24 protein-coding genes and 2 pseudogenes are annotated in these 23,151 nt (G+C 47.6%); 3 read left to right on the plus strand and 23 right to left on the minus strand.

From position 1 onward, the window contains the following. The first annotated feature begins 138 nt into the window (after nt 1-138). Nucleotides 139-633: a hypothetical protein gene (locus AC2TDN_RS04900; protein WP_482065374.1), complete on the plus strand. Its 495-nt coding sequence runs from the start codon at nt 139-141 to the stop codon at nt 631-633. Nucleotides 634-1,022: 389 nt separating this feature from the next. Here the strand turns inward: AC2TDN_RS04900 and AC2TDN_RS04905 are convergent, their stop codons facing one another. The 3 genes and pseudogenes from AC2TDN_RS04905 to AC2TDN_RS04915 all read right to left on the minus strand — a co-directional run. Further along, nucleotides 1,023-1,721, minus strand: coding sequence for a metal-dependent hydrolase (locus tag AC2TDN_RS04905; protein WP_482065375.1), 699 nt, complete (start codon nt 1,719-1,721; stop codon nt 1,023-1,025). Nucleotides 1,722-1,736: 15 nt separating this feature from the next. Beyond that, nucleotides 1,737-2,219, minus strand: coding sequence for a helicase C-terminal domain-containing protein (locus AC2TDN_RS04910; RefSeq protein ID WP_482065651.1), 483 nt, complete (start codon nt 2,217-2,219; stop codon nt 1,737-1,739). A gap of 6 nt (nt 2,220-2,225) precedes the next feature. Further along, a pseudogene (locus AC2TDN_RS04915) lies at nt 2,226-3,124 on the minus strand (cupin domain-containing protein); the annotation flags it as partial. 220 nt (nt 3,125-3,344) lie between these two features. Between AC2TDN_RS04915 and nagZ the strand changes: the two are divergent. Then, nucleotides 3,345-4,622: a beta-N-acetylhexosaminidase gene (nagZ, locus tag AC2TDN_RS04920; protein ID WP_484687190.1), complete on the plus strand. Its 1,278-nt coding sequence runs from the start codon at nt 3,345-3,347 to the stop codon at nt 4,620-4,622. Between the two features lie 68 nt (nt 4,623-4,690). Here the strand turns inward: nagZ and AC2TDN_RS04925 are convergent, their stop codons facing one another. Then, a complete protein-coding gene (locus AC2TDN_RS04925; protein ID WP_484687191.1) occupies nt 4,691-5,224 on the minus strand; it encodes a P-loop nucleotide/nucleoside kinase family protein in 534 nt (177 codons plus the stop codon). 246 nt (nt 5,225-5,470) lie between these two features. On the opposite strand from AC2TDN_RS04925, the gene AC2TDN_RS04930 reads away from it, so the two are divergent. Beyond that, nucleotides 5,471-5,770, plus strand: a complete 300-nt coding sequence (locus AC2TDN_RS04930; protein WP_482065378.1) for a hypothetical protein — start codon at nt 5,471-5,473, stop codon at nt 5,768-5,770. Between the two features lie 205 nt (nt 5,771-5,975). On the opposite strand, the gene fabI is transcribed toward AC2TDN_RS04930, so the two are convergent. The 19 genes and pseudogenes from fabI to AC2TDN_RS05025 form a co-directional block, all read right to left on the minus strand. Further along, the gene (gene fabI / locus AC2TDN_RS04935; RefSeq protein WP_484687192.1) at nt 5,976-6,752 is read right to left on the minus strand and encodes an enoyl-ACP reductase FabI; all 777 of its coding nucleotides are present in this window, start codon (nt 6,750-6,752) and stop codon (nt 5,976-5,978) included. 94 nt (nt 6,753-6,846) lie between these two features. Beyond that, nucleotides 6,847-6,915, minus strand: a pseudogene (locus tag AC2TDN_RS04940) (tunicamycin resistance protein); the annotation flags it as partial. Nucleotides 6,916-7,023: 108 nt separating this feature from the next. After that, nucleotides 7,024-7,878 carry a DinB family protein gene (locus AC2TDN_RS04945; RefSeq protein ID WP_484687193.1) on the minus strand — a complete coding sequence of 285 codons (855 nt, stop codon included), beginning with the start codon at nt 7,876-7,878 and terminating at the stop codon, nt 7,024-7,026. Nucleotides 7,879-7,900: 22 nt separating this feature from the next. Continuing rightward, a complete protein-coding gene (locus AC2TDN_RS04950) occupies nt 7,901-8,338 on the minus strand; it encodes a hypothetical protein (protein WP_482065381.1) in 438 nt (145 codons plus the stop codon). A gap of 41 nt (nt 8,339-8,379) precedes the next feature. Continuing rightward, complete coding sequence (locus tag AC2TDN_RS04955) at nt 8,380-8,844, minus strand: GNAT family N-acetyltransferase (protein WP_482065382.1); 465 nt, start codon at nt 8,842-8,844, stop codon at nt 8,380-8,382. A 534-nt stretch (nt 8,845-9,378) separates the two neighbouring features. Further along, nucleotides 9,379-9,654 carry a hypothetical protein gene (locus AC2TDN_RS04960; protein WP_482065383.1) on the minus strand — a complete coding sequence of 92 codons (276 nt, stop codon included), beginning with the start codon at nt 9,652-9,654 and terminating at the stop codon, nt 9,379-9,381. 57 nt (nt 9,655-9,711) lie between these two features. Further along, nucleotides 9,712-10,251 (minus strand): hypothetical protein, encoded by a 540-nt coding sequence (locus tag AC2TDN_RS04965; protein ID WP_482065384.1) that lies wholly within the window; start codon nt 10,249-10,251, stop codon nt 9,712-9,714. A gap of 383 nt (nt 10,252-10,634) precedes the next feature. Further along, complete coding sequence (gene add / locus AC2TDN_RS04970) at nt 10,635-11,696, minus strand: adenosine deaminase (protein ID WP_482065385.1); 1,062 nt, start codon at nt 11,694-11,696, stop codon at nt 10,635-10,637. A 79-nt stretch (nt 11,697-11,775) separates the two neighbouring features. Then, on the minus strand, nt 11,776-12,171 hold the full coding sequence (uraH, locus tag AC2TDN_RS04975; RefSeq protein WP_482065386.1) for a hydroxyisourate hydrolase: 396 nt from the start codon (nt 12,169-12,171) through the stop codon (nt 11,776-11,778). After that, complete coding sequence (gene pucL, locus AC2TDN_RS04980) at nt 12,168-13,127, minus strand: factor-independent urate hydroxylase (protein WP_484687194.1); 960 nt, start codon at nt 13,125-13,127, stop codon at nt 12,168-12,170. The genes uraH and pucL overlap by 4 nt, the downstream gene beginning before the upstream one ends. Nucleotides 13,128-13,143: 16 nt before the next feature. After that, nucleotides 13,144-13,644 (minus strand): 2-oxo-4-hydroxy-4-carboxy-5-ureidoimidazoline decarboxylase, encoded by a 501-nt coding sequence (gene uraD, locus AC2TDN_RS04985; protein ID WP_484687195.1) that lies wholly within the window; start codon nt 13,642-13,644, stop codon nt 13,144-13,146. Further along, nucleotides 13,641-14,126 (minus strand): nucleoside deaminase, encoded by a 486-nt coding sequence (locus AC2TDN_RS04990; protein WP_484687196.1) that lies wholly within the window; start codon nt 14,124-14,126, stop codon nt 13,641-13,643. Before AC2TDN_RS04990 ends, uraD begins: the two co-directional genes overlap by 4 nt. Continuing rightward, the gene (locus AC2TDN_RS04995) at nt 14,123-14,623 is read right to left on the minus strand and encodes a (2Fe-2S)-binding protein (protein ID WP_484687197.1); all 501 of its coding nucleotides are present in this window, start codon (nt 14,621-14,623) and stop codon (nt 14,123-14,125) included. The genes AC2TDN_RS04990 and AC2TDN_RS04995 overlap by 4 nt, the downstream gene beginning before the upstream one ends. 6 nt (nt 14,624-14,629) lie before the next feature. Further along, a complete protein-coding gene (gene pucD, locus AC2TDN_RS05000) occupies nt 14,630-16,906 on the minus strand; it encodes a xanthine dehydrogenase subunit D (RefSeq protein WP_484687376.1) in 2,277 nt (758 codons plus the stop codon). Between the two features lie 25 nt (nt 16,907-16,931). Further along, complete coding sequence (locus AC2TDN_RS05005; RefSeq protein ID WP_484687198.1) at nt 16,932-17,864, minus strand: FAD binding domain-containing protein; 933 nt, start codon at nt 17,862-17,864, stop codon at nt 16,932-16,934. A gap of 32 nt (nt 17,865-17,896) precedes the next feature. Beyond that, nucleotides 17,897-18,826: an ABC transporter permease gene (locus AC2TDN_RS05010; RefSeq protein ID WP_484687199.1), complete on the minus strand. Its 930-nt coding sequence runs from the start codon at nt 18,824-18,826 to the stop codon at nt 17,897-17,899. A gap of 17 nt (nt 18,827-18,843) precedes the next feature. After that, on the minus strand, nt 18,844-19,971 hold the full coding sequence (locus AC2TDN_RS05015) for an ABC transporter permease (RefSeq protein WP_484687200.1): 1,128 nt from the start codon (nt 19,969-19,971) through the stop codon (nt 18,844-18,846). Then, nucleotides 19,968-21,512, minus strand: a complete 1,545-nt coding sequence (locus AC2TDN_RS05020) for an ABC transporter ATP-binding protein (RefSeq protein WP_484687201.1) — start codon at nt 21,510-21,512, stop codon at nt 19,968-19,970. Before AC2TDN_RS05020 ends, AC2TDN_RS05015 begins: the two co-directional genes overlap by 4 nt. A 274-nt stretch (nt 21,513-21,786) precedes the next feature. Next, the gene (locus AC2TDN_RS05025; protein ID WP_484687202.1) at nt 21,787-22,944 is read right to left on the minus strand and encodes a BMP family ABC transporter substrate-binding protein; all 1,158 of its coding nucleotides are present in this window, start codon (nt 22,942-22,944) and stop codon (nt 21,787-21,789) included. Nucleotides 22,945-23,151 lie beyond the last annotated feature (207 nt).

Raw genomic sequence — 23,151 nt, forward strand, 5'->3', positions numbered from 1 at the left:
CTGTTCCCGCCTACGTCCTTACAGAAAATGATGTAGAGTCTACATTCTCCACCACTACCACACAAGGTGTCAATGTTGTAATACTGAGAATAAGCGAGAAAACGGGAGAAAACATTACTTTATAGTGGGAGTGTTATAATGTATAAACAATTCGGATTTTTAATTTTGATGATTGTTACTATAGTTTTTACTAACGGATGTGCCAAGAAAGAACTGGATTTTATAGGGTATATATTTACAAAAGATGATAATAGAACTGTTATAGTGGGAACGAAAGATCAAGAACCTCCTCTAGTTCTTATCAAAGACGGAAAGAGTAAATTGGAAATTGGTAGTAAAGTGGAAGTGCGTTACAAAGAAGATGCGGTAGAAAGTACGTTTCCCTCTAATGCTCCCGCTACACTTTCAGAAATCGATGTCCCTAAACCAGAAAAGACAATTTTGAAACTTTTATTTGAAGATATGTTTGAGAAAAATGGGAATAATTATTACCCGGCCATTTTGAAAATAGAGGAAAAACCAGATGAATGGGTTGTTACAACAAAAGAATTTTACTCTCGAAATGAAGGAGATATATCCAAAAAAGTAACTTATATGATTTCTAAGGACAACCTAAAAATTACAGTTTCTTAGTGCAACATTGAATATGACAGTATGAGTTTCATTAAAATAGAAAAACCTCAAAAAGAGAGTAAATTGCCACTCTATAAAAACTATCTGATTAGAATGTCTTATAAAATTCTTTACGACGATCACTTCGGCACCGGCTCACGTGGTAGCAGATACTTTCCAGATCATCGTTAACGCAGTAAATGCAGTTTGACCGATTCTTTCTTACCTGGCATTCATCAGCTCAAATTACATCTGTGTTTCATATTGAGCCTGGGCTAGTATCTCCTGAATGACTTTTATCGGATTCGTGAAGTCGGAACTCCTTAGCATACGGGAATTCCGGCTTTTTCTTCTTATTTCCTTAGCGTACGTTTTTCGCGTTTTGTTGGCGATACTCCTGTAAAAGGTAGTTATAACTGTAAATCACGAAAGAATACGAACCACACCAATACGGCAGTTAGACCGATAAAGCCGTTTTCAACAATTTTCCCCTTCCATGTTCCGGTACTCATGAGATTAAGCTTTAGGCGCCACTCAAATGGGGGCAACGGCTGAATGCCTCGATTAGTCACTGAATCTGCTAACAAGTGAAGCAGGTAAGATAGACCACCTGCTATCCATATTGCAGAATCGTACTGATGAGTCGAGAAAAATAAAATCAAAATCCAACCGACTAATCCATAAAGCGTATGCGTCAGTCCACGGTGTGGCAGCAGCGCGCATACGATCAACAAGCAACCGATAAGATAGCTCCACGGTATAAGGGAATGACCGAGCGCGATCAGAATCATAACGACGTTACGAAGGGATCGGGTTGGCATGAAAGAAACTAGCCCAACCAGCACGGCAAGCAGAATATTCCATGGAGCAAATGCTTGACCCAGGAATAAGATCACGGCGCCGAGGCCAAGAAGCGTGATCTGAAATAACTGGATGAAGCGCTTTGGGATCGCTCGGGATACAAGCAGAGAATTAGGCTCGTCAATATCCGGCAGAAGCGCGCTGACAGCAGTTACGGCGGCAACCGGAAGCGAAATCTTATAGTCTGCCATACCGAGAATGGAAAGTGTGATGCCAGTGCTAATAATCAGGTGGGATTTTCCCATCATGTCGACCATTCCTTTCTAAACAGGCAATATATGGATCATGTCTTGCAGGGTACCAGAATACTTGCACTTCGGCAGGCTTTTAATCACCATTTTTCCATATCTCTTCGTTCGGATTCGATTGTCCAGAATAATGACAGCTCCTTGACAATGAATAGAACGGTTGAGACGGCCGAATCCTTGTTTCAACTTGATCATCATTTTAGGAAACATGAAGTCAAAAAAACTGCTCCGTTTGGCCTTCTCAATCAATTCAAGCTGTGCTTGAATAAGTGGTTCATTAGGCATCGGAAACGGCAGCTTTGGAATGACAAGCGTTGTAAGTGCATCACCGGCGACATCTACCCCTGTCCAAAAGCTGGAGCAGCCAAATACGATAGTTCGTGAATCCGATTTGAGTTGGTGAATGATCTTCTCCCGGTCACAACCAGAATACTGCGTAAGCAAGCAATAACCGTAGTCGATACAATGCTGTTGGAATTTCTTGGCGACCTGGTTCATGGTATCGAAACTCGTGAACAGCACATCCCCAGCTCTATAATCAAACGTTCGCGCAACCCCGTTTCCGGCAAATACGGTCATTCGGCCTTGACCAGCGAGATAATACTGCCACTCATCGTTATTGGGATGCCAGTGGAGCTTCCTCATTCCTACCGGCTCGATCTCTACTAAAGCAGCAGCGACCGTTTTGGAAATCGGAAAGTTGGTGGAGTCCACAATTCTTACATTGCCGCCTGGCGTTTTGATTGGAGGCTGCGCCAGCAACTGATGCGTAAAGCTTAACGGGACCGTGCCGTATGGGGATTGCACCCGCTGGCTCTCCAATGAGCCGGGAACCTCATCTTGGAAAATATAAACCTGACCGGGCGGAATATCGCTGAAAGCATCCTCGGTACGCCAAAATTGGCAGAAAGCACTTCCTTTGGCGTATGCGCAAACCAATCCGAAATCGATAAGGTATTCAAATCAGAAAAGCTGCCGTCATCAAAGACAAGCAAAAACTCGCAGCCTCCCTCCAGGCCCTGAATCGAATCGACGGAGGTAATGCGCGCTTTGCCGAGCAGCATATACGCCCATTCTGCCTGCTGATGCCAATGCAGCTCACGAACGCCCCCAGCCGTCAACTTCATGTTAACGCCAGCTAGCGTAGTTGCAATGGGCAAATCACGGACGGTAACCTCGCGCGACCATCCTCCCTGATTTAACTGCATATGTGCATCTGAGAAGGAGAACTTCATATTAGGCAGCAAGCCTGCGTCCGTTACAGGCGGCACAAACATATTCGGATTCTCTTTATCGCGCATTATATCTCGAGGTCCCAGGTCAACGCCGCCTGCACCATCACTTTTTCTAATAGGCTGCGGAACATGACTGTAGCTGTATGGGCTCCGATGCGAATGGTCCATTAGTCTCCTCCTCTTAGATCAGATAAGGTAACAATAGCTTTCATAACCTATACAGTTTATGATTGAGAAATGTGCAATATACTGCTATTCCCCCTCTTTGGAATGAAGCCTACAATCGCATCTGCAACTATTGGGAGAAACCAGTCGTCAGGATAAAAAAACATTGTAAGGTATGCAAACACCCGTTCAAGGGGATATTGCAACGAGGGAGGAATAAGTAATGATCAAGATAATAGTTGCCATTCTCTCACTTTTAATCCTGTGTGCCAGCTGCAGCAAGCCGAATGCTGCAATTAATCCAGCTCCATCACAAGCGCCTATAAGTAGTCCAAGCCTACAGCCATCTACCGTGCCAACGGCTGATCCAACGGCTGAACCAACTCCCGAACCAACAGAAACTATTGATCCCATCAAAGAGCAAATTGCCAGAATGACGCTGGATGACAAAATTGGCCAAATGGTGCTGGTCGGTTTAGATGGCACTTCTATGCGAAAAAATGCCAAAAAAATGTTCGACCAATATCGAATAGGCGGATTTATTTTATATAAAGATAATATAACGAGCGCAGCACAAACGTTAAAGTTTCTCAATCAATTGAAGGCAGCCAATCAAGCGAATTCCGCTCCTCTTTGGCTTAGTATTGATCAGGAAGGCGGCAAAGTCAGTCGAATGCCTGCTGAGTTTGCCAAGCTTCCTCCAGCAGCAAATATCGGACGAGCAGACGATCTTGCATACACGAAGCTAATAGGCGAAGCGCTTGGAGAAGAAGTGTCTGCTCTTGGCTTTAATATGGATTTTGCACCTGTCCTCGACATCAACAGCAATCCAAAAAATCCGGTTATCGGCAACCGATCCTTTGGCGCTGACACAGGTACTGTCATAGAACATGGACTTGAAACGATGAAAGCGATACAGTCCAAGCAAGTTGCCGCAGTCGTCAAGCATTTTCCGGGCCATGGCGATACATCGGTTGATTCTCATCTCGATCTGCCTGTCATTAACAAAACCTTGGAAGAGCTTGAGGCATTTGAGCTGCTTCCCTTCGTTAAAGCCATTGAACAGAAGGCCGATGCCATTATGGTAGCTCACTTATTGATTCCAAAAATCGACAAGAAGTATCCGGCCTCCATTTCCAAGAGGATGATTAAAGAGCTGCTGCGCGAGGATTTGGGCTACGATGGCGTCGTTATCACGGATGATATGACCATGGGCGGCATTACTGATCATTTCAATGTCGGCGAAGCTGCTGTCAGATCGATTCAAGCCGGCAGCGACATTATTCTTGTCGGACATGATAATGGGATTCAAGTATCCGTACTCAAGGCTTTGAAGCAAAGCGCGCGGGATGGCGAAATTACGAGGGAGATGCTCGATCGGAGCGTTTATCGTATTTTAAAGCTAAAAGCAAAGTATGAGATAACCGACACCGCCGTGCGAAGCATAGATGTTAAAACGGTGAACAAACAAATTAAAGACGCATTAGAAGCGGGGAAATAAGCTCTTGTTCATTGTCATAATTGCGATAAATAAAAAAGTTCCATTAATCGTAAATGGAACTTTTTCCTCTAATTTGTTATAACAATCTCTCCCTCGTTTCTTGGTTCTTCAAATCCATTAAGAAAGGTTGTTAAAATTTCTTCCGTTATAGTAAAAGCTGCATTTGCATCAAAACGTTGGCTTCTTATCTTAAGACGCTTTCGCAATTCATCAGGGTTTACTTTCAGATAAATAAGTCTCCATTTACCTCCAGAGTTTTCAATAAGCTGTTTAAATTCATCTCTTTCTGACCGTCGCCAGAAACTAGAGTCAACCACAACCTGTTTTTTATCTTGTATTAACTTTACTAATTTATTACGTAATCTTATATGCGCTTCATCCAAATACTCCCTGTATTTTTTAATTGGATAGTCAATTCCATATCGACCATTTGTAGACCATACTTCTTCATCGATAGAAAGACGTACGAAACCATCCCTTTCTATATTTTGAGAGAAGGTTGTTTTTCCCGATCCAGCTATTCCACACATTAATACGACTAAAGGAGAATCAATATCTCTTTCTCGATCAATCAAATAATCAATGCTCGACTTTTTAAACATATTTATCCCTCCAATCTAAAAACCTCAGCTATTCTTCTTATGTACCTGCACGACTTGTATAGACTTTTTCGAAAAATAATTTTTTGAAATCAAACCTCATCATTAGAATCATCTAGATTAATTTTAGAAACTAACTTGTAAACACGGGTCGTTTATCTTCGGTTTATTCTTAACCGAACAAGTATACAAGCCATTTCATTCTCTTCACATACATTACTAATAAACTGGTAGATTGGAGTGTTGGAGATGAGAAATTTCAAGAAGCGGAAGTGTGGTCTCACTATTAATTTCATTTTTATCCGAAAAAACGTACGTATTGAACAAAGAGCGGAGGGCGGAGGACAGATCAACCGCAATGTGGGGGCGAATTCGAATCAAGGCGGTCAGACGGCCGTTCGCGGAAGAACGAAAAATAAATTTTCCCAGTTTGCCAACGGCAACGGGAGAAGCGGAATCGCCGGGAAGAAGAACGATGAGCAAGGCGGTCAAAGCGCGATCAAAGTCAATAAGAAGATCATCAGGAAAAAGTTCGGCAGACGTAGATAAATCAAAACGTCAAAGATCACGAAATCACACCTCTTGCTTCTATATGCAGGAGGTTTTTTCACTATACGTTAACGTCGAGTTGAATTCGCTCCATCCGAGGGTTTGTTTTTCACTCGCACGCACGCCTACGATTTCTGCATAAATAGAGCAAAAGGACAACGGTAATCCACTGTCCTTTTGCTTAGATATTATTCCAATCAGCTGCTTACATGCCCAAAATATGAAAACCGGCGTCGACATGCAGCACTTCTCCCGTAATGCCTCTAGACAATTGGCTCAGAAGGAACATCGTCGCATCGCCTACTTCATCCTGATCGATATTGCGGCGAAGCGGCGCTCTTTCCTCAAGCGTGGACATAATATCGTTAAATCCCGATACGCCTTTGGCAGCGAGTGTGCGAATCGGTCCAGCTGAAACCGCGTTGACGCGAATACCGTATTTCCCCAAATCCTCAGCCAAATACATTACGCTTGTTTCCAGCGCAGCCTTCGCAACGCCCATTACATTATAGTTTTTCACAACGCGTTCTGCGCCAATATACGTTTGAGTCACGATACTGCCGCCTTCCGTCATCAGCCGCTTCGCTTCGCGCGCAACCGCCACCAAGGAATAGGAGCTTGAGTTCTGTGCAAGCAGATACCCTTCTCTCGTCGTATCGACATATTCGCCCTGCAGCTCATCCTTATCGGCAAAAGCAACCGAATGGACTAATCCGTGAATGACACCTGTTTTTTGCTCTATTTCGTTAAAGGCTGCAATTACACTGCTATCATCCAGCACATCACAGGATACCGCCTGCAGCGCTTCTATTTGATGCTGCTCCAATAGCTTCTTCAGCTTCTCCAAAGATCTTTCCTTGCGATAAGTGAAAATAAGCTTAGCTCCTTGGTTATGCAGTGACTTCGCCACTCCCCATGCGATGCTGCGCTCATTTGCTACTCCCATTACGACGATTACTTTGTTTTGCATTAAGTTAGACATGCTGCTCCTCCTAGTTGGTTCATCCGTCATTAGAATCGTATATGTTTAACCTGCGTTAATACGCGGTCATACGCTTTTTTCAATTTACCTCCGCTCTTCTATGCAATTCATGCGCAGTTTGCGTCTTGCCTGCACCAAAAGCGCCGTTAATCCATATGATCATGATCGTCACCTCGATGCCAATCTCATATCACTGTTCTATACTAACGATAACTTTTAACATATTCAACTTCTATTTCTTATTCTATGTCATTCTGGACTGATATCGCCTCTATTCCAATTGTCTCGCATAAACAATGTAATCCGTCATGACAGGCTCTTCTCCAGCTTGTCTGAGCAATGTTGCGATTTGCCCGCGGTGATAACTGCCGTGCAGGGAAACTTGGGTTAAAATATCGAATATCGATGTATGAAACACAATCCCCTTGCTATTTGGATAAGTGATTATTTTAGCAAAATCAGCTTCTTTTAGCTTTTCAAATAAATTTTGATAGCCAACAATATTTTGCTTCATTACCTGCTCGCACTCCTCAAGGGAATACTCAGGCCATATCGAAAACACCAAAGCATCCTCTCCGTTGATCCGGGCAAGCCACACCTGCTCCGCAGCTAGAACATGGCTAAACAAGCGCAGTTGCTTCTCCTCAGGTCCGTTACCTTTCTGAAAAACATCAAAAATTTGTTGGTTTGCCCAAGCTGCATGTTTAAAGGTTTTGAGCGTCGAAGCCGTATTAGGTTGATCAATTGAGATGATATGGAGCGGGATACGCGCGAGCGAGGAGAATGTAATCTCAACATGCTGATCTGGTACTAATTGCTCCAAAATGTCCGGAACAACAATTCTAATTCGCTTGACCTTTCCATCCTCCCTTAGGAAGTAGATGATATTTTTATGCTTGCTGACCAGCTTAGCTTGGATGTTAAACCGATTTTTAGTAACAACATCTATAATCAAAATAATTAAAAGAGTAAGCAGAATTAGCCCTGAAAGAAAGAATAAGAAACCTAGAGACTCGGAGCCATCTTTCTCATATATGTTCACAAACTGGATAATGGCATTTATAACGAAGAACGAACTCGACATAATCATCAAGCCAAATGTTTTTGAAGGTTGCAGATTCATCATCAATACCCCTTTTCAACTCACACTATTCTACTTTAATGTCATGGAGTTTTAGCCAGTTGAGTAAATGATTTCGGTTCAGCTTTTTGTCTTCCCCTTTAAAATCAAACCGAATATATCGTTCCAACCACTTCTTTTTAGACGTTGCAAGCTCTATGTAGAACGTATTGATCGAAGCTTTCGTCACATCTTGGGCTGATAAGGAAACACCGTCAATGATTAAGCGGCTTTCTTCAATAATGAGCTTGCGGTGCTTTAGCATGCTTTTCAGCATCAATATTGCAATAATGACCATAAATACGATCACGCCTATTTGAAACTTATTTTTCCACTCGCCAAAGTCAAAAGCCTCAGTCGCGAAAGCTGATCCAATATAAGTCAAAGTGAAGATGGCAACATAATGGGCAGCCGAGTAAGGCAGCTTTATCGAAAATGCAGCTTGGTCGTATGTTTGATCCAACATTTATCCCTCCCATACTTCTTGGTTTAGCATTTTGAATTCAATTACTCTTGCAGCCGCTTCTCATAGCAAACACTGCTCTCGCTATCTACATAAATGCCAAATCTATCGATTGGTGTATAACCATGCTTTCTATAAAAGCTGAGCGCCTCCGGCTGCTCTCTCCCTGCTTCGAGCTTGATGCTGCGAAAATGCATGGACTTCGCCTTCTCCTCAAGCTCGAACAATATCTGCTGCGCAATACCTCTATTGCGGTAGCCTTCAGCAACGAAGAACCTCTTCAGCTCCGTCGCTTCATCATCTAGCGGCCGAATCGCACCGCAGCCAGCAGGTATTCCATCGCAATAAGCAACGATGAATACAATCTCTTTAACCTTTTCATCCGTAAAATCCAGTCCAAAAATCTCTTCAGCGGGGTAACGCTTCAGCAGATCTTCATCGAGCTGGCGAATCAGCATCTGTAAATCCTCGTTCTCAGGCGAAACTACGGTTAAAGTAACATTTTGCATATCAAATACTCCTCTTATTGTGTTAGTCGATTATTAATTTGAATACATGAGGTCTGTCCGATGGAGAAATGAAGCACTTAACAGGAAAAACTCCCGTTATTTTCAATATAAATGTTACAGAATTTCATTTAACTGGAATTTCTCCTGTTAATCCGGTAAGTATCCCGTGAATTCACCTATTTCCTATAAATTAAAGGGAGAAATTCCAGCTAATTCATGTAAAAGCGAGCATTTGGCGAAATTAGCAGGAGTTTTTCCTGTTAATGCTAATCTTCCTGCTTGCATGAGTCGAATGGAGAGTTGAAGGGGCAGGAAAGTCCCAAGGCACCCGTAAGAATCATATGGAACCCATTATTCACCCATTAGACACCCATAAGGCACAGATATGGTACACGTTAGGTACCAATTTGGCACAATATGGCACCAATAAGGCATCCATAAGGCACATGTTAGGCACACTCCACTACCCTCCATTGCCACTTAACTTACGCCACACCTCTACAATCAGCATGCCTAACGCTGACGATATCCCAATTAAGGCTCAATGGAGACTAGTGTCGGTCTTTCCCACTTACGATGCTCATACGTGATCCAATATTGTTTATTTACTTCAATTAACTTAAAAATGCCTTTTGGTATTTGTACGGTTTCACGGATCCCACTCATGTTCTCAACGACGATTTCATCCGCACTTACTTCGATTATTTTCACCTGAGCAATGGTTTGAGTCGTAAAATGGTTCCATCGAAATAACACTAGCAGCAGGATGATCAATACCACGCTTAGTAGTATTCTTTTCTGTTTGTTCATATAAAACTAAAACCTCCAAAATACCTTTTCTCTATACGCGATACTAACAATCACTCCCTATTTCGTATCATGCAGCATCTCCTTGATCAATTCAATGCTCTTCGCCGCTCGATTATTCAAAGATTTTTTATCTTTGATTTGGAAGTCATACAGCTCATGACCAGGATCGATGATTAGCGGCTTAGAAATAATGTCCTCTAATAGGAGCGCAGTCACTTTATAAGCATTGTGCAGCTGCTCGGTCGAGCATTTATCTTTAACCAGCTTAAGTATCGCTACAATATGCTCGGCATACATCAGCTTGACGATGCTATCCGACGACATGAGATGTCTAGAAGTAAAAGCAATCACATTGTCCAGTATACGGCTGTCGGGGAAGTTTTTGGCGATTGATAATAGCAGAGTAACGGCATCCCAGTTCCTTATGGACAGCTCAGCAGTATATTTTGCAATCGATTCCTCAAGCCATTCGGATTCGGTTTCCTTTGTCACCTCATACGTTTTATATTCTTCATACTTCCCATCACGGTGCATCTGGAAGTAACTCCCGAAATAAGCGTTAAACAGCTCTTTTGCTCTTTGTTCTTGTGGATCCAACTTATCGCCGCCCTTGGTCTGCAAATATTATGTGGTTAATGCTGCTTCGAATCTGTTGCACAGATGGTGAATCTCATCCAATCTTGCCAGCTGATTCATCCATCCTTCTGGAAATGCGCCTGTGCCATAATAGGGACCAGCCAGCGCATCTCCGTCACAAAGCCCTCTCGCGTACTTTAGTCATCGTATTGATAACCTCCATTTTAGCGTAGAATCGCCTATCGCTCCTTCCAGTATAACAACGCTAGTATCATTTGGAAACATCATCCAACCCCAATTAGCGAAACTTAAGGTTCGCTTACCGCCAGCGGCGTGATTGCAAGAAAAGGCCTTGCGCCTATATCTAGGCGCAAAGCCTCCACTTGCTTCAAACAAAACGTTTATTAGATTTGAATGCCGACAGCAGCGAACTCGCTCTTAAACCTCGCAATCAACGATTGCTTCTCTGCTCCGTCCAAAAAGGCTGCATGTACGCCGTTCATCACGATTGTCACGATCTCATTCAGCGTAATGCCGCAATGGTCCATCAGCAGCTCATATTCTTTCTGAATCGTCGTACCTGTGACCGTCATATTGTCCGTATTGACCGTAACGAGAATGCCTTGCTCCAAATAACGGCGCAGCGGATAAGCATCCCATCCTGAAACTGCCTTCGTCTGAATGTTGCTGAGCGGACACATTTCTAGCGGAATTTGCCGTTCCTTCACAAGCGCCACAACCTCGGGGTCCTCCAGCATTCGTACGCCATGGCCGATTCGGACGGCGCCGAGAGAGGTTATCGCCTCGCGAACATTTTCCGCGCCTGCGGCCTCGCCCGCATGAATGGTGACCGGCAAGCCTAGCTGCTGAGCCCCTTCGAACAGCTGTCGGAACAGCTTAGCCGGGAACGATGCTTCATCACCGGCCAGATCGACGGCGACGACCCCTTTTTTATAAAAACGTGCCGCTTCTTCGATAACTTCCTTATTCCATTCATAGGAATGGCTTCTCAAACAAATTATGATGGCTCTCGCTACCGTACCGAAGGCTTGCTCGCCGCGCTTCAAGCCCTCTACAACATGATGAATGACCTCATGGTTGGATAGCCCTTGCAGTCGATGCAGCTGAGGCGCGAATCTAACCTCAATATATCTCACCTTCTCCTTCGCGGCTTGTTCAACCAACTCGAACGCAACACGCTCTAAAGCTTCACCCGTCTGCAAATAAGGAAGCACGAAGCTGAATTTACTTAAATATTCCTTTAAGCTCTCGCATTGCTCTCCCACTCGCATTTGATTCAGCAGATCGGCATCCGAGCCTGCTTCCAGCGGCAAGCCTTGCTCCTGTGCTAGCTCCTTCAACGTTTCAGGCTTTACGCTTCCGTCTAAATGCACATGCAAATCGATCTTTGGCAGCTGCGATAATAACGCCTTACCTGCTGCCGATTGTTCATTTGTTAACGTCATCGCAGGCTCCCCCTTCATAGTACCTAATCATTCACATCCCAAAAAGCTTGTATACCTCTCACGCAGCACGGCACGATTGCTAGCTTCCGCGATAAGTGCTATACCCGCCAGGCGCCACTAGGAGCGGGACATGATAGTGTTCCTTCGCATCGCGAACTTGGAACCGAATCGGTATCCATTCGAAGATGCTCCCCTCAATGGCTGACAAATGGGCCGTTCGCCGAAAAAAATCGCCAGCTGCGAATATAAGCTCATAGATGCCCGGCTCCATATCGTCACCGTCAAGCAAGGGGTGATCGACTCGCCCGTCCTCATTCGTCTTATACGCACCGATCAGCTTAGGTGCTTGCAGTCCTTCCGAATTTCCAGCAGCCAATCCAGCTGCCTCCCCCAAATACCAGAGCTCGATCGCTATCCCGATAACCGGCTTCCCGCCCGCAAGATCAAGAACATGCGTCGTGATCCGTCCGCTCATGATGGCTCCGTCCCTTCATCGAGATCAGCCCTCGTGAGCGTAAAGCCTTGGAAGCCATAAGGAGGACGCGGCTCCGTATAGACGCCGGCTGCTGCAGCATGATCCGGCTCCACAACAGTCTCCCATGTGCGATTATTGGATTCGAAGCGAACCTCTGCAAGCTGCGGATACCTCGTTAAAATGCTTTTCCCGATTCGGTAAATCAAATATTGGATCGACGGCGATTTCTCCGAATGAAACTGCGTATGGGCAATATCATGAATTTGCTCGGAAGGAACATACCCGCCGCGCTCGCTATCGAAAGCATCCTCTGCATGCTCATATGTCCAAAAAATATCAAGGAAAATAAATAAAGGCCGATCATAGCTTTCAGGCAACGTCGTATATTCATCGTGAACGAAGCCATAGAAGGAGCTGCCGCTAACTTTAATAAGCTGAATATGCGACAATGCGCTTTCCTGCTCTGCAAGCGCTGCGCCGTCCGTCGCACGAATCCATTTCAGGGCAGCGCTGGCATGCTCATTATGCGATCTTCGAAAGACGAGCTGGCTATCGCTCCAATCGCTTCCTTCCGCAACGGTTACCGAGCTGAACGGCAGCCGATCAGCGCGAATCTCAATGGCGTCAATGTGCGGATAACGCTCAAGAAACTTTTGGCTGATGAAGGCTAACAGCCCTTCCGTCGTGCTTCCCTCATAATTTGCCGTTTGGCGCAAAATGAAATTTTTCATAGAGTCGGTAGCTACGACCTGCGTATTGTCGCCTTCCGTGAAGGAGGTTAGCAGCACCTCGCTGCTTACCGAGAAGGTTATGTTATGCGCGAAAATTACGTTGCTATCTCCCGTGAAGCGCGATTCAGGAATTGATTTAACCGAGAGCGGGGCTGCGTATGTTCGATAGCTGAGCACATCCCCTTTTCCATAATAAAGCGTTCGACCACTGCGTAATTTTAACATGACAATCGTCCCTTCTCTACTCTATGATGAGATCTTTTAAACGAAAACCGGATATCTTTTCAATTTCAAGCAGCGCCTGCTCTGCTTCATCGCTTGCCGAGTTCCCTATTCGAGCTTCCATCGCTTCCCATATATCCTCCTTCTTCTTCCCTCTCACCGCCAAAATAAAAGGAAAGCCAAAGGTTTTCAGATAAGTCTGATTCAAGCCGTAGAAGCGGTCATATTCCTCGGTCGTTAATTGATCCAATCCAGCTCCCTGCTGCTCCTGCGCGGAATATTCGGCAACCGCAAGCCGCGTTCCGAGATCGGGATGAGCACGGAATAAGTCAACAATCGTCTCTACCCTGGACTCCCGCACCACATTGATCATGGCTGCATGCAGAGCTTCAACCGAAGCGAATGGACGAGCTCCATAAGCCGAAGCGGCGATCCAAGGGGAATGCTCAAAAATCTCGCCCAATAACTCAACGAATTGCTCACGGCTGCTTTCATTTATTTGTTCAATCGTTATCTTCATTTCCAATACCCCTCATGGACCGCAATCGCCGCTTCCTCAACCTCTGGGAAAGGACCGATTACTTGAATGGGCTTGCAGCCCTGCGCAAATACGATGCGGCAAGGCAAATCCAACGTCGGATTTTGTTCATCGTCACCCGTTAACTGCGCTAGACGCTTCTCCGAAATGCCATAGACGACCGTGCCAACGTTGCCCCAATAAATAGCGCCAGCACACATCGCGCAAGGCTCTGCCGTCGTATAGAGCTTAAAATGCCATAGCTCATCTCTGCTGTATTGTTTGGAGGCTGCCTCCATTAGCGTTCTTTCCGCATGGCCGGTACAGTTGGATTCCGAAATCTCAATATTCCCTTGCTCGAGCACGATTTCGCCTTCTGGGTTCACAAGAATAGCGCCGAACGGTGTATTCCCAGACTCCCTCGCCTTCCGCGACACTTCGATGCTGCGCAATAAATAGAATAAATGCTTATCCGTGTTTGTCATGTCGCTTGACGTCTCCCTTCAATCGCTCGTTTAACGGCTCGCCAAATGCCTCCATACCCTGTGCACCTGCATATATTGCCGGACAATGCCTCAGCTATTTCATCATCGGAAGGATCTGGTTGCTCATCGAGCAGCGCTTTAACGGATATAATCATCCCAGGTGTGCAATAGCCGCATTGAAAGCCGCCCTCCTCCAGAAAAGCCTGCTGAATCGGATCGATACCGTCAGGAGCAACGCCCTCTATCGTCGTAATTTCGGAGCCTGTGCATTGATAAGCCATCGTCAAGCATGAATTGAACGCCTTGCCATCGATTAGCACCATACATGCGCCGCACCGTCCGATATCACAAGAGCGCTTCGTTCCGGTGAGAGCCAGATCATCTCTGAGTATCGTCAGCAAGCGGGTTGAAGGCGCTGCTTCAATCGTTTTCTCTCCTCCATTAATGGAGCATTGCAGTTCAAATTTCGTTCCAGCCTGCGCAGCCTTATCAATCATTCCCTCTCACCCCTTCGTCAGAAAAAATGGCGCTTCCTGCAAAAAGCTAGGCTCGACCGGCAATTTCGTTACCCACTTGCCGCTAGCCTGCCGAATGGCTGCCGCAATAGCAGGAGCCAGCGTTACGGAGCCGACCTCGCCGATGCCGCGCGGGCCATAGTCATCATTTTCCGGCAATTGTTCAATGGCCTCGACCTCCACCAAGCCGTTTTGATCGACGATGGTTGGTACAAGGTACGTATCCAAATTTCGTGTAATATAATGGCCTTTATCCATAATAGCGTCTTCCATAAGGGCAAAGCCCAGCGCCATGCTGCTGCCTCCTTCGATCTGACCGAGGAAGCCCTGCGGATTGATGACAGGTCCAGCCGCCACCGCATGATATTGCTGAAGCACCTTGACTCGCCCGGTTAATGAATTGAGCTCGACCTTAACGGCAACAGCCGAGTACGTGTACATAAAATGAGCGCCAACCCGATCCGTTGGTGAAGTAGGAAACGCGAATGACGTTTCGCAGCTGATGGGGGAACCCTCTGTTTTGGCTAAATCCTCATAGGAGAGCAGCAGCTTATCATCAGCTTCCCCCCATATGCCCCCTGCGCCTAGTCGGAGCTTCTCATCCGAAAGATTAAGGAGAGCTCCTGCTCGTTTCAGCATTTGCTCCGTGAATGGCTTCTTCAGCCGCTGAAGCGATTTCCACATCATGGCGGTTGCTCGCGATGCGGTCGTTGATCCGCTCTCGGGCACGACATCGGTATCTCCGATAATCATTCGAATATCTTCTGCGGCGAAACCATACTGCTCTATGAGCATTTGCTCAAGCGTTGCAAGCAAGCCTTGGCCAAATTCTTCATAGCCGAAGACCGCTTCGATTCTCCCGTCCGCCGCGAGCGCCAATCGTCCGCCAGCCGGATCTGGAATACCGACGCCAAGTCCAGCGCCATGCATCGTAAAAGCAGCGCCGATCCCCGTCTTTATCCAAGGCTCTTCTTCAGGCATGCCAGCTGATTCCGAGCTGCTTCTCTCCTGCCACAGCGGACATTTTGCAACGGCGTCCCACACCTGCTCGGCACCCTCTGTCATTGCGATAGGTTGATTGAATGGACCAAGATCCTCGACCTGACGCATATTCAGTTTGCGAAATGCCCAAGGCTCCATGTCGAGCCGTTCGGCAAGCCGATCCATTTGACCTTCCAGCGCGAAGATCGCTTGATTGCCTCCGAAGCCTCGGAATTCACCGGACATGCCGTTATTCGTAAACACAGAGACGCCTTTGACATCCAGATGCTCATAGCGGTATGGGCCAATGACATGCTCGGTGGCGAAGTTGAGCACTTCTGCGCCAAGGGTGGAATATGGACCTGTGTCCGAAATAATGCTGACTTGATGCGCCAGCAATTTGCCGGAAGCATCCGTACCTGTCTTCATCGTAATTTTCATCGGATGCCGCTTTAAGCCTGCGCGAATCGATTCCTGTCTAGCGTTATGCATCTTAATGGGCTTCCCCGTGCTCATAGCGAGCAGTGCGCCGTATGGCTGCACGTTCAGCTCATCCTTCCCGCCAAACGAGCCTCCGATCGGGCTTGAGACGATCCGAATTTCTTGCTGAGGCTTCGCTAAGATGCGGGATAGCTGCATCCGATCCATGAACCCATGCTGCGTCGCCGAGTAGACCGTCAATCGACCGTCATCTTCAGGTACGAACAAGCCGCCTTCCGTTTCCATGTACGTGTGCATTTGACGAGGCGTATAATACGTTTCTTCAATAATATGAGTGCACTGCTTGAAGCCATCCTCCGCATTGCCTCTGCTAAACGTGGTATGATGCATCGCATTCCCCTTAGGGTGCAGCTGCGGCGAATCTGCCAGCAGCGCCCGCTCGGGATCATCGACGACTGGTAAAATCTCGTATTCGATTTGGATTAACTCAATCGCATGCTGGGCAATCGCAATACTTTCAGCCGCTACAGTCGCCAGCGCATCGCCCACATATCGCACACGGTCCTCGCAAAGTACGGGCTGATCCGGGTGCGCGATTCCGAAAGCATTTAATCCAGGGACATCCAGATAAGTAAGCACCGCATGAACGCCAGGCAGTTGCTTTGCCGATTCCGTATGAATGGATACGATTCTCGCATGTGGATGCTCGCTTCGCAGCACAAGACCGTAGAGCATTTCTTCCCTTGTCATATCCGTTAAATAAGCCAAGCTGCCTGTTACCTTGCCTAACCCGTCAGGACGAATTCGCCATCGCCCAGCGCTGCTTGCGCGGTTTAAGAGCAAAAGCTTCATCCTCCCTTTTTTGCCATTAATGTCTCGCAGCCTTCCAAAGCTCTGTCACGATAACATTTGCCGCCGTAGTTCTCCGATAAGCAGCCGATGCGAACAGATCCTCTCGCGGCTCATAGAGTTGAATAATTCGGTCATAGACATGCTGCAGCAGTTGACCATCCAATGGTGCTCCGACGATTTCCTTCTCTAATTGCTCGAGCCGCTGCGGTACGGTCTGACCGCCGCCAAGCGCAATCCGTATCCCCTGTAGAACACCATCATCCGCAAGCGATCCCTTGATAGCTGCGGTAACGACTGATGGGGTGAACGCTTCTCGGCGTCCGATTTTATGATAAGCGCCGAAACGCTTCATTTTCGAAATCGAATCATTACCGTCAACATCATCGCTCGCTTCCCGTTCCTCCGTCTCTTTGAAAGGAAGCAGCACGCTTAACAGCAGACGTTCATTGGCCCGGCTCGGAGCGCTTGCGTTATTCAACCATTCCGTTAAAGGCTGCAGCTGCTCAGCAGTGCCGTCATACCATATCACTTCGGCATCATACGCAAGCAGCGCAGCAATCGAATCACCTATATTTGAGGCAACATTGCCCCCAATCGTCGCTAAATGCCGAACGGAAGGCGCCGCTATCGTACGAATCGCCTCGGTCACCATCGGAAAATGCCGCTGCAGAAAAGCATGGGTACGGCAGGCTTGCAAGCTCATTTGACCGCCAATTAAGAGCCCCGTCTCGCCGACTCTAATCTCCTTCAAACCGCGAACCGTGCTCAAATTGATTAAATGCTTCGGCAAGGCCGCTATCCCAGATTCCCAGTGCGTGCGAAGCAGCGTGCCGCCGGATATATAAACGCTGCCTGCTGCATAGGTTTGTTTGAGCTGCCACGCATCCGCAGCCGTTTGCGGATGCCATACAAGAGGAGACGCCATGGTCTCCGGAACGTTTATGCCCATCGTGCTCCCCTCCTTTTACTGTTAAAAAGTTGTTAAAATCGTTGTTCCCGAATATACGGTACGCCAAGCGATTCCGGCGAGCCGGATGGCTTGTTGCGATTGCGCCAGCCGAGGAACATGAGCACTAGAATCGTAACGACGTACGGAATCATTTTTAAGAAATAGGACGGTATTTCACTGCCAATCAATTGAATGCGGAAGCCCAGCATGTCGAGCGCCCCGAAGAAATAAGCGCAGAAGAGCGCACGAATCGGATTCCATCTGGCAAAAATAACTAAAGCAACCGCGATCCAGCCTCGTCCCGTCGTCATGCCCTCCGTCCAAGTCGGCGAGTAGACGAGCAGCAAATCCGCTCCGGCGAGCCCAATGAGAATGGAACCGACTATGATGTAGCCGTAGCGAAACGCTTGAACGCGTATCCCCATTACATCCGCTGTAGCCGGATTATCGCCCATTGCCCGCAGATGGAGCCCGAGCGAGGTGCGGTGGATGAAGAGATGAAGACCGATAACAAGCAAGAAGCTGAACCATGTCAATAGATCAAGGTGGGCGAAAATGCGGCCAAAGAACGGAACGCCCTCAAGCCAAGGCATATCAAGCTTCGGTACCGCTCTTGGAACGGGGAGCCCGCTAATCGGCTTGCCTAAATAAGCGCTTAGTCCCGCCCCGAATAAAGTCATCGCAAGTCCGCAAACGATCTGATTCGCCCGCAGCGACACACTGAGAAAAGCGTGAATGCCGCCTAGCAGAATGCTAATGCCGCAAACGGCCAGCAGCGTAACCGTCAAGCTTCCGGATTGCAGAAAAGTCAGACATGCCGTAACGGCACCCATCAGCATAAGACCTTCCGCGCCAAGCTGGATGATGCCTGAGCGTTCGATCAATATGCCGCCTAGCGTTGCGAACAATAGCGGTGTACCAGAGGATATGGCGGCAAGCAGCATTTGATACACGATTTCCATCGTTTAAACGCCCCTTTTCAACGAATTCTACGAAGACGGAATTTACTGAAGGTGCCGCCTGCAATAAGGAAAAATAAGATCGCGCCCTGAAGCATTTCGGAGATCGAGGATGGCAAGCCAATCGTTTGTACGCTGTACCCTCCGACAATAAGGCCGCCGAACAGAAACGAGGCTACGACTAGCCCGATGGGATGCAGCTTGGCGAGCCATGCCACGATAATGGCGGTGTAGCCATACCCTGGCGAAATGCCGTACATTAAGCGATGCGTCACGCCGGATACCTCAGCCATTCCTGCAAGACCGGCCAGCCCGCCGCTTATGAGCATGACCAGCAATATATGTCTGCTAATGCGAATGCCCGCATTTTTGGCGGCTTCGGGATTGGCGCCGATCAGTTTCAGCTCATAGCCCCAACGCGTGTATTTAATGAAGAAGCCATATAGAACAATCGCGATGATGCCGAACAACAGCCCAAGATGCAGCCTTGTGTCGCCAAGCACCGGAAGCGATTGCGCCTCCGTAAACATCGGCGTCCCTGGAAAATTCATCCCCTTCGGATCCTTCCAAGGACCAAACACAAAAGAATCCATCGCAAGCAAAGCAACGTAATTGAGCATCAGAGAGGTGACCAGCTCATTGACTTGAAAGTAGGTGCGCGGAATTGCCGTTAACAGACCCCACATGCCGCCTGCAACGATGCTGAACACGATCATCGTAGGAATAATGAGAATGCCGGGCATATTCGGAAAATAAATCGTTACCGCTGTCGCGGCCATCGCGCCAGCTGCAAATTGCCCCTCCGCGCCGATGTTCCATATGGATATGCGATAGGCAATCGCGACGCCAAGCCCACATAGCAGCAGCGGAATCGTCTTGACAAGCGTTTCAGTCAAGCCGTAAGTAGTGCCGAACGCGCCTGTGAACATTTTCTTATATACGGGAAATGGATTCATGCCGTTCGCTGCTATAAATATGCCGCAAACGATTAGCGCCAGCAGCACCGATGCGAAAGGAATCCACCAGGAGCTGCCCTTCTTGGCGCTATCGATTTCAATGCGATAGGATCGCCACTTCCATTTGCTAGATTGTTGGGCTGCTTCGAAAGCAAGCGCTCCTTTCGTTAAAACAGGCTTTTTGTCGCTCATCCTGCTTCCTCCTCCGGCGCCTCCGGAGCTTGAAGACCTGCCATATACATGCCGATCCTCTCCCGATCTGCTGCCTCCCTTGCCATCTCGCCTACGATCTGACCGTTATAAATGACGAGAATGCGATCAGAGAGCTGTATGACCTCATCCAAATCTTCTGAAATGAGCAAAACGCTTTTGCCGGCGTCACGCATCTCTGCCATAAGTCGGTGCACGTCTTCCGTCGCTCCAACATCGAGCCCTTGTGTCGGATGCACGGCTACCATAAGCAGGGGATTCTGATTCACTTCTCTTGCAAAAAGCAGCTTTTGCTGATTCCCGCCAGACAATTGCTGGACTGGCGTGTCGAGGCCGGGCGTTCTAACATCAAATTGTTTTACTAATTCATGCGACCATAGGCGATTTGCCCCTATCCGCAAAAAGCCGTATCGAGAGCGTTCCCTCGTCCGATACGATTTCAACAATAAATTGTCAAAGATGCCCAGATTTCCCGCAAGCCCGCTCTTCATGCGATTCTCAGGCACATGGGCAATTCCCGATTCGATTGCCGCCCTAACGGAACCATTCTTCAGTTCTTTGCCGTCAAAATGGATCGTTCCGCGCTTCCACGGCCTGAGGCCTGTCAGCACCTCGGCTAGCTCCTTCTGCCCATTTCCCGCAACACCCGCTACACCTACTATTTCGCCTTCGCTAACCTCTAGCGAGAAATGATCTAGCGATTTCCTGCCATGATCGGCATAGACATCAACATGCTGTACGGAGAGCAGCCGCTTCCCTTTCGGACGAGGAAGGATTGGCCGGCTTTCAGCTAGCTCTTTGCCAACCATCAGCCTCGCAAGCTCGCGTTCATTGGTATCTGTTTTCGCCATTGAATGAATCAGCTTGCCCTTGCGCATGACCGAGATATGATCCGAAGCGGCCATAACCTCCTTCAGCTTGTGGGTAGTCAGAATGACGGTCTTCCCTTCAGATTTCATGCGCTGCAGCGTCGCGAACAGCTGCTCGGCTTCGCCAGGCGTCAGCACCGAAGTCGGCTCATCCAAAATAATAAGCTCCGCTCCGCGATAGAGCGTCTTGACGATCTCCACTCGCTGCTGCTCTCCAACCGAGAGCTGCCAGATCGGACGATTGACTGGAAACGTTAAGCCAAAATGATCCGCGATCGCTTCGATTTCCTGCTGCTTATTGTTCATCCATCTGGCCCCTCGCCAAAACGATGACTTCTCCCCCAGCACCATGTTTTCGGCTGCGGTCAACGTTTGAACGAGGCGGAAGTTTTGAAACACCATGCCTACCCCAAGCTTCATGGCATCCTTCGGCGATCGAATCTTTGCCGGCTCGCCATGAATGAAGATATCGCCGCTGGTCGGCCGGTATACGCCGGAGAGCATGCACATCATCGTGCTTTTGCCTGCTCCGTTCTCCCCGAGCAGCGCATGAATTTCTCCCCGCTTCGCTTGAAAATCAACAAAGTCATTCGCCACGACCGAGCCAAAATGCTTCACGATTTGGCGCATTTCTACCGAATACTTTTCATTCATTTTGACCCTCCTAAAAGGTTACGAAGTAACCTACTTCGTAAGCATAAGCCAAGGTTGCATAGCAACCTACTTCGAAAGCATAAGCTAAGGTTTGCGAAGCAAACCTACTTCGAAAGCATAAGCTAAGGTTTGCGAAGCAAACCTACTTCGAAAGCATAAGCAAAGGTTGCGAAGCAACCTACTTCGTAAGCAGCTTATACCGAAATAGCTGTGTATAAATCAACAAATCCCCTCATTCAGGGATTTGTTGATTTATCCATATGGCGAAAGCCGATTATTTCGGAATCGTGCCTTCTACCCCTTTAACGAACCAATCCATGATCAAAATGTCATGAAGGGCAAGTGTTTTGCCTTCCTCAACCTTGACTGCACCGGACGCATCCGTAATCGGGCCGGTAAATACGTTGATCTCGCCGCTAATGAGCTTCGTTTTCGTATCGTTCACGAGCGTTTTCACATCCTCAGGCACGCTAGGTCCAAGCGGGGCAATATCAACCATGCCGTCTGCCAATGAACCAGAATACTGCTCGCTCTTCCAAGTGCCATCGATAATGGATTGAACCGTCTTCGTATAATAAGGTCCCCAGTTCCAAATCGGGTTCGTTAAGTATGCTTCTGGCGCGAACCGAGTCATATCGGAATCATTGCCGCCAGCCATTGCGCCTCGTTCAGCCGCTGCTTGAAGCGTTGCCGGTGAATCCTGATAAGCCAGCAGCACATCCGCTCCTTTATCCAGCAGACTTACTGCTGCCTGACGCTCCGTTGTCGGATCATACCAGGTATTCGTCCAAACGACGCTGACCTTTGCATCCGGATTTACGCTCTGCACGCCAAGCGTGAAGGCGTTTATGTTATAAATAACTTCAGGTATTGGGAATGCGCCAACATAGCCGATGATGTTTTTCTTCGTCATCTTCCCTGCTGCTATTCCGCTTAAATAGCTGGCATCGAAGTTTTTACCGAAAAATGTGCCCATGTTGTCATTTGTTTTGTAGCCTGCGGTATGGAGAAATTTCACATCTGGAAATTTCTTGGCTACGTTGAGGGTGTAATCCATGTAACCGAAGCTTGTCGTGAATACGATGTCGTGGTTTTGCGCGAGCTCCGTAATGATCCGTTCCGCATCTGCGCTCTCCGGTACATTTTCGACCGTATCCGCTTTGATGCCCAGCTTCTCTTCCATATACAATCTGCCCTTGTCATGCTCGAAAGTCCAACCGCCGTCTCCCGGAGGCCCAATATAGACGAATGCGACGCGAGGCAGCTTAGCCGGTTCATCCTTTGCGGAATCACCTGCTGGGGTTTCTGCGGCTGGGCTAGCCGTGCCCTCATTCGAATTGTTCGTCTTGCTGCTGGAGCAGCCGCTAATAACTAATACAAGCGATAAAAGAAGTGCAAAGCCTGCGGAAATTGCTTTTTTGTGCTGTTTCATACCGTTCCTCCCCGACTCTCTATTTTTTTGGACAGCTGACAAGGTACAAGACTAGCAATTGTACGCTGTCGGTCACTCGAATCGAATGGCTCCAACAACCTTCCATGGAAGTTGTTTTACCTTTCGCTCGTTTTGGCATCGACCAATAACGTATTATCAATATATATCGATGTTAACAATACGTCAATATATATAACACAAAATAGT

The sequence above is a fragment of the Paenibacillus sp. Y660 genome (assembly GCF_057221575.1).

Bases quoted from the DNA above. Each gene is read 5' to 3' on its own strand.
- AC2TDN_RS04900 (WP_482065374.1), top strand. From the start codon at position 139: ATGTATAAACAATTCGGATTTTTAATTTTGATGATTGTTACTATAGTT.
- AC2TDN_RS04905 (WP_482065375.1), bottom strand. From the start codon at position 1,721: ATGATGGGAAAATCCCACCTGATTATTAGCACTGGCATCACACTTTCC.
- AC2TDN_RS04910 (WP_482065651.1), bottom strand. From the start codon at position 2,219: ATGAACCAGGTCGCCAAGAAATTCCAACAGCATTGTATCGACTACGGT.
- nagZ (WP_484687190.1), top strand. From the start codon at position 3,345: ATGATCAAGATAATAGTTGCCATTCTCTCACTTTTAATCCTGTGTGCC.
- AC2TDN_RS04925 (WP_484687191.1), bottom strand. From the start codon at position 5,224: ATGTTTAAAAAGTCGAGCATTGATTATTTGATTGATCGAGAAAGAGAT.
- AC2TDN_RS04930 (WP_482065378.1), top strand. From the start codon at position 5,471: ATGAGAAATTTCAAGAAGCGGAAGTGTGGTCTCACTATTAATTTCATT.
- fabI (WP_484687192.1), bottom strand. From the start codon at position 6,752: ATGTCTAACTTAATGCAAAACAAAGTAATCGTCGTAATGGGAGTAGCA.
- AC2TDN_RS04945 (WP_484687193.1), bottom strand. From the start codon at position 7,878: ATGATGAATCTGCAACCTTCAAAAACATTTGGCTTGATGATTATGTCG.
- AC2TDN_RS04950 (WP_482065381.1), bottom strand. From the start codon at position 8,338: ATGTTGGATCAAACATACGACCAAGCTGCATTTTCGATAAAGCTGCCT.
- AC2TDN_RS04955 (WP_482065382.1), bottom strand. From the start codon at position 8,844: ATGCAAAATGTTACTTTAACCGTAGTTTCGCCTGAGAACGAGGATTTA.
- AC2TDN_RS04960 (WP_482065383.1), bottom strand. From the start codon at position 9,654: ATGAACAAACAGAAAAGAATACTACTAAGCGTGGTATTGATCATCCTG.
- add (WP_482065385.1), bottom strand. From the start codon at position 11,696: ATGACGTTAACAAATGAACAATCGGCAGCAGGTAAGGCGTTATTATCG.
- uraH (WP_482065386.1), bottom strand. From the start codon at position 12,171: ATGAGCGGACGGATCACGACGCATGTTCTTGATCTTGCGGGCGGGAAG.
- pucL (WP_484687194.1), bottom strand. From the start codon at position 13,127: ATGTTAAAATTACGCAGTGGTCGAACGCTTTATTATGGAAAAGGGGAT.
- uraD (WP_484687195.1), bottom strand. From the start codon at position 13,644: ATGAAGATAACGATTGAACAAATAAATGAAAGCAGCCGTGAGCAATTC.
- AC2TDN_RS04990 (WP_484687196.1), bottom strand. From the start codon at position 14,126: ATGACAAACACGGATAAGCATTTATTCTATTTATTGCGCAGCATCGAA.
- AC2TDN_RS04995 (WP_484687197.1), bottom strand. From the start codon at position 14,623: ATGATTGATAAGGCTGCGCAGGCTGGAACGAAATTTGAACTGCAATGC.
- AC2TDN_RS05005 (WP_484687198.1), bottom strand. From the start codon at position 17,864: ATGGGCATAAACGTTCCGGAGACCATGGCGTCTCCTCTTGTATGGCAT.
- AC2TDN_RS05010 (WP_484687199.1), bottom strand. From the start codon at position 18,826: ATGGAAATCGTGTATCAAATGCTGCTTGCCGCCATATCCTCTGGTACA.
- AC2TDN_RS05015 (WP_484687200.1), bottom strand. From the start codon at position 19,971: ATGAGCGACAAAAAGCCTGTTTTAACGAAAGGAGCGCTTGCTTTCGAA.
- AC2TDN_RS05020 (WP_484687201.1), bottom strand. From the start codon at position 21,512: ATGAATGAAAAGTATTCGGTAGAAATGCGCCAAATCGTGAAGCATTTT.
- AC2TDN_RS05025 (WP_484687202.1), bottom strand. From the start codon at position 22,944: ATGAAACAGCACAAAAAAGCAATTTCCGCAGGCTTTGCACTTCTTTTA.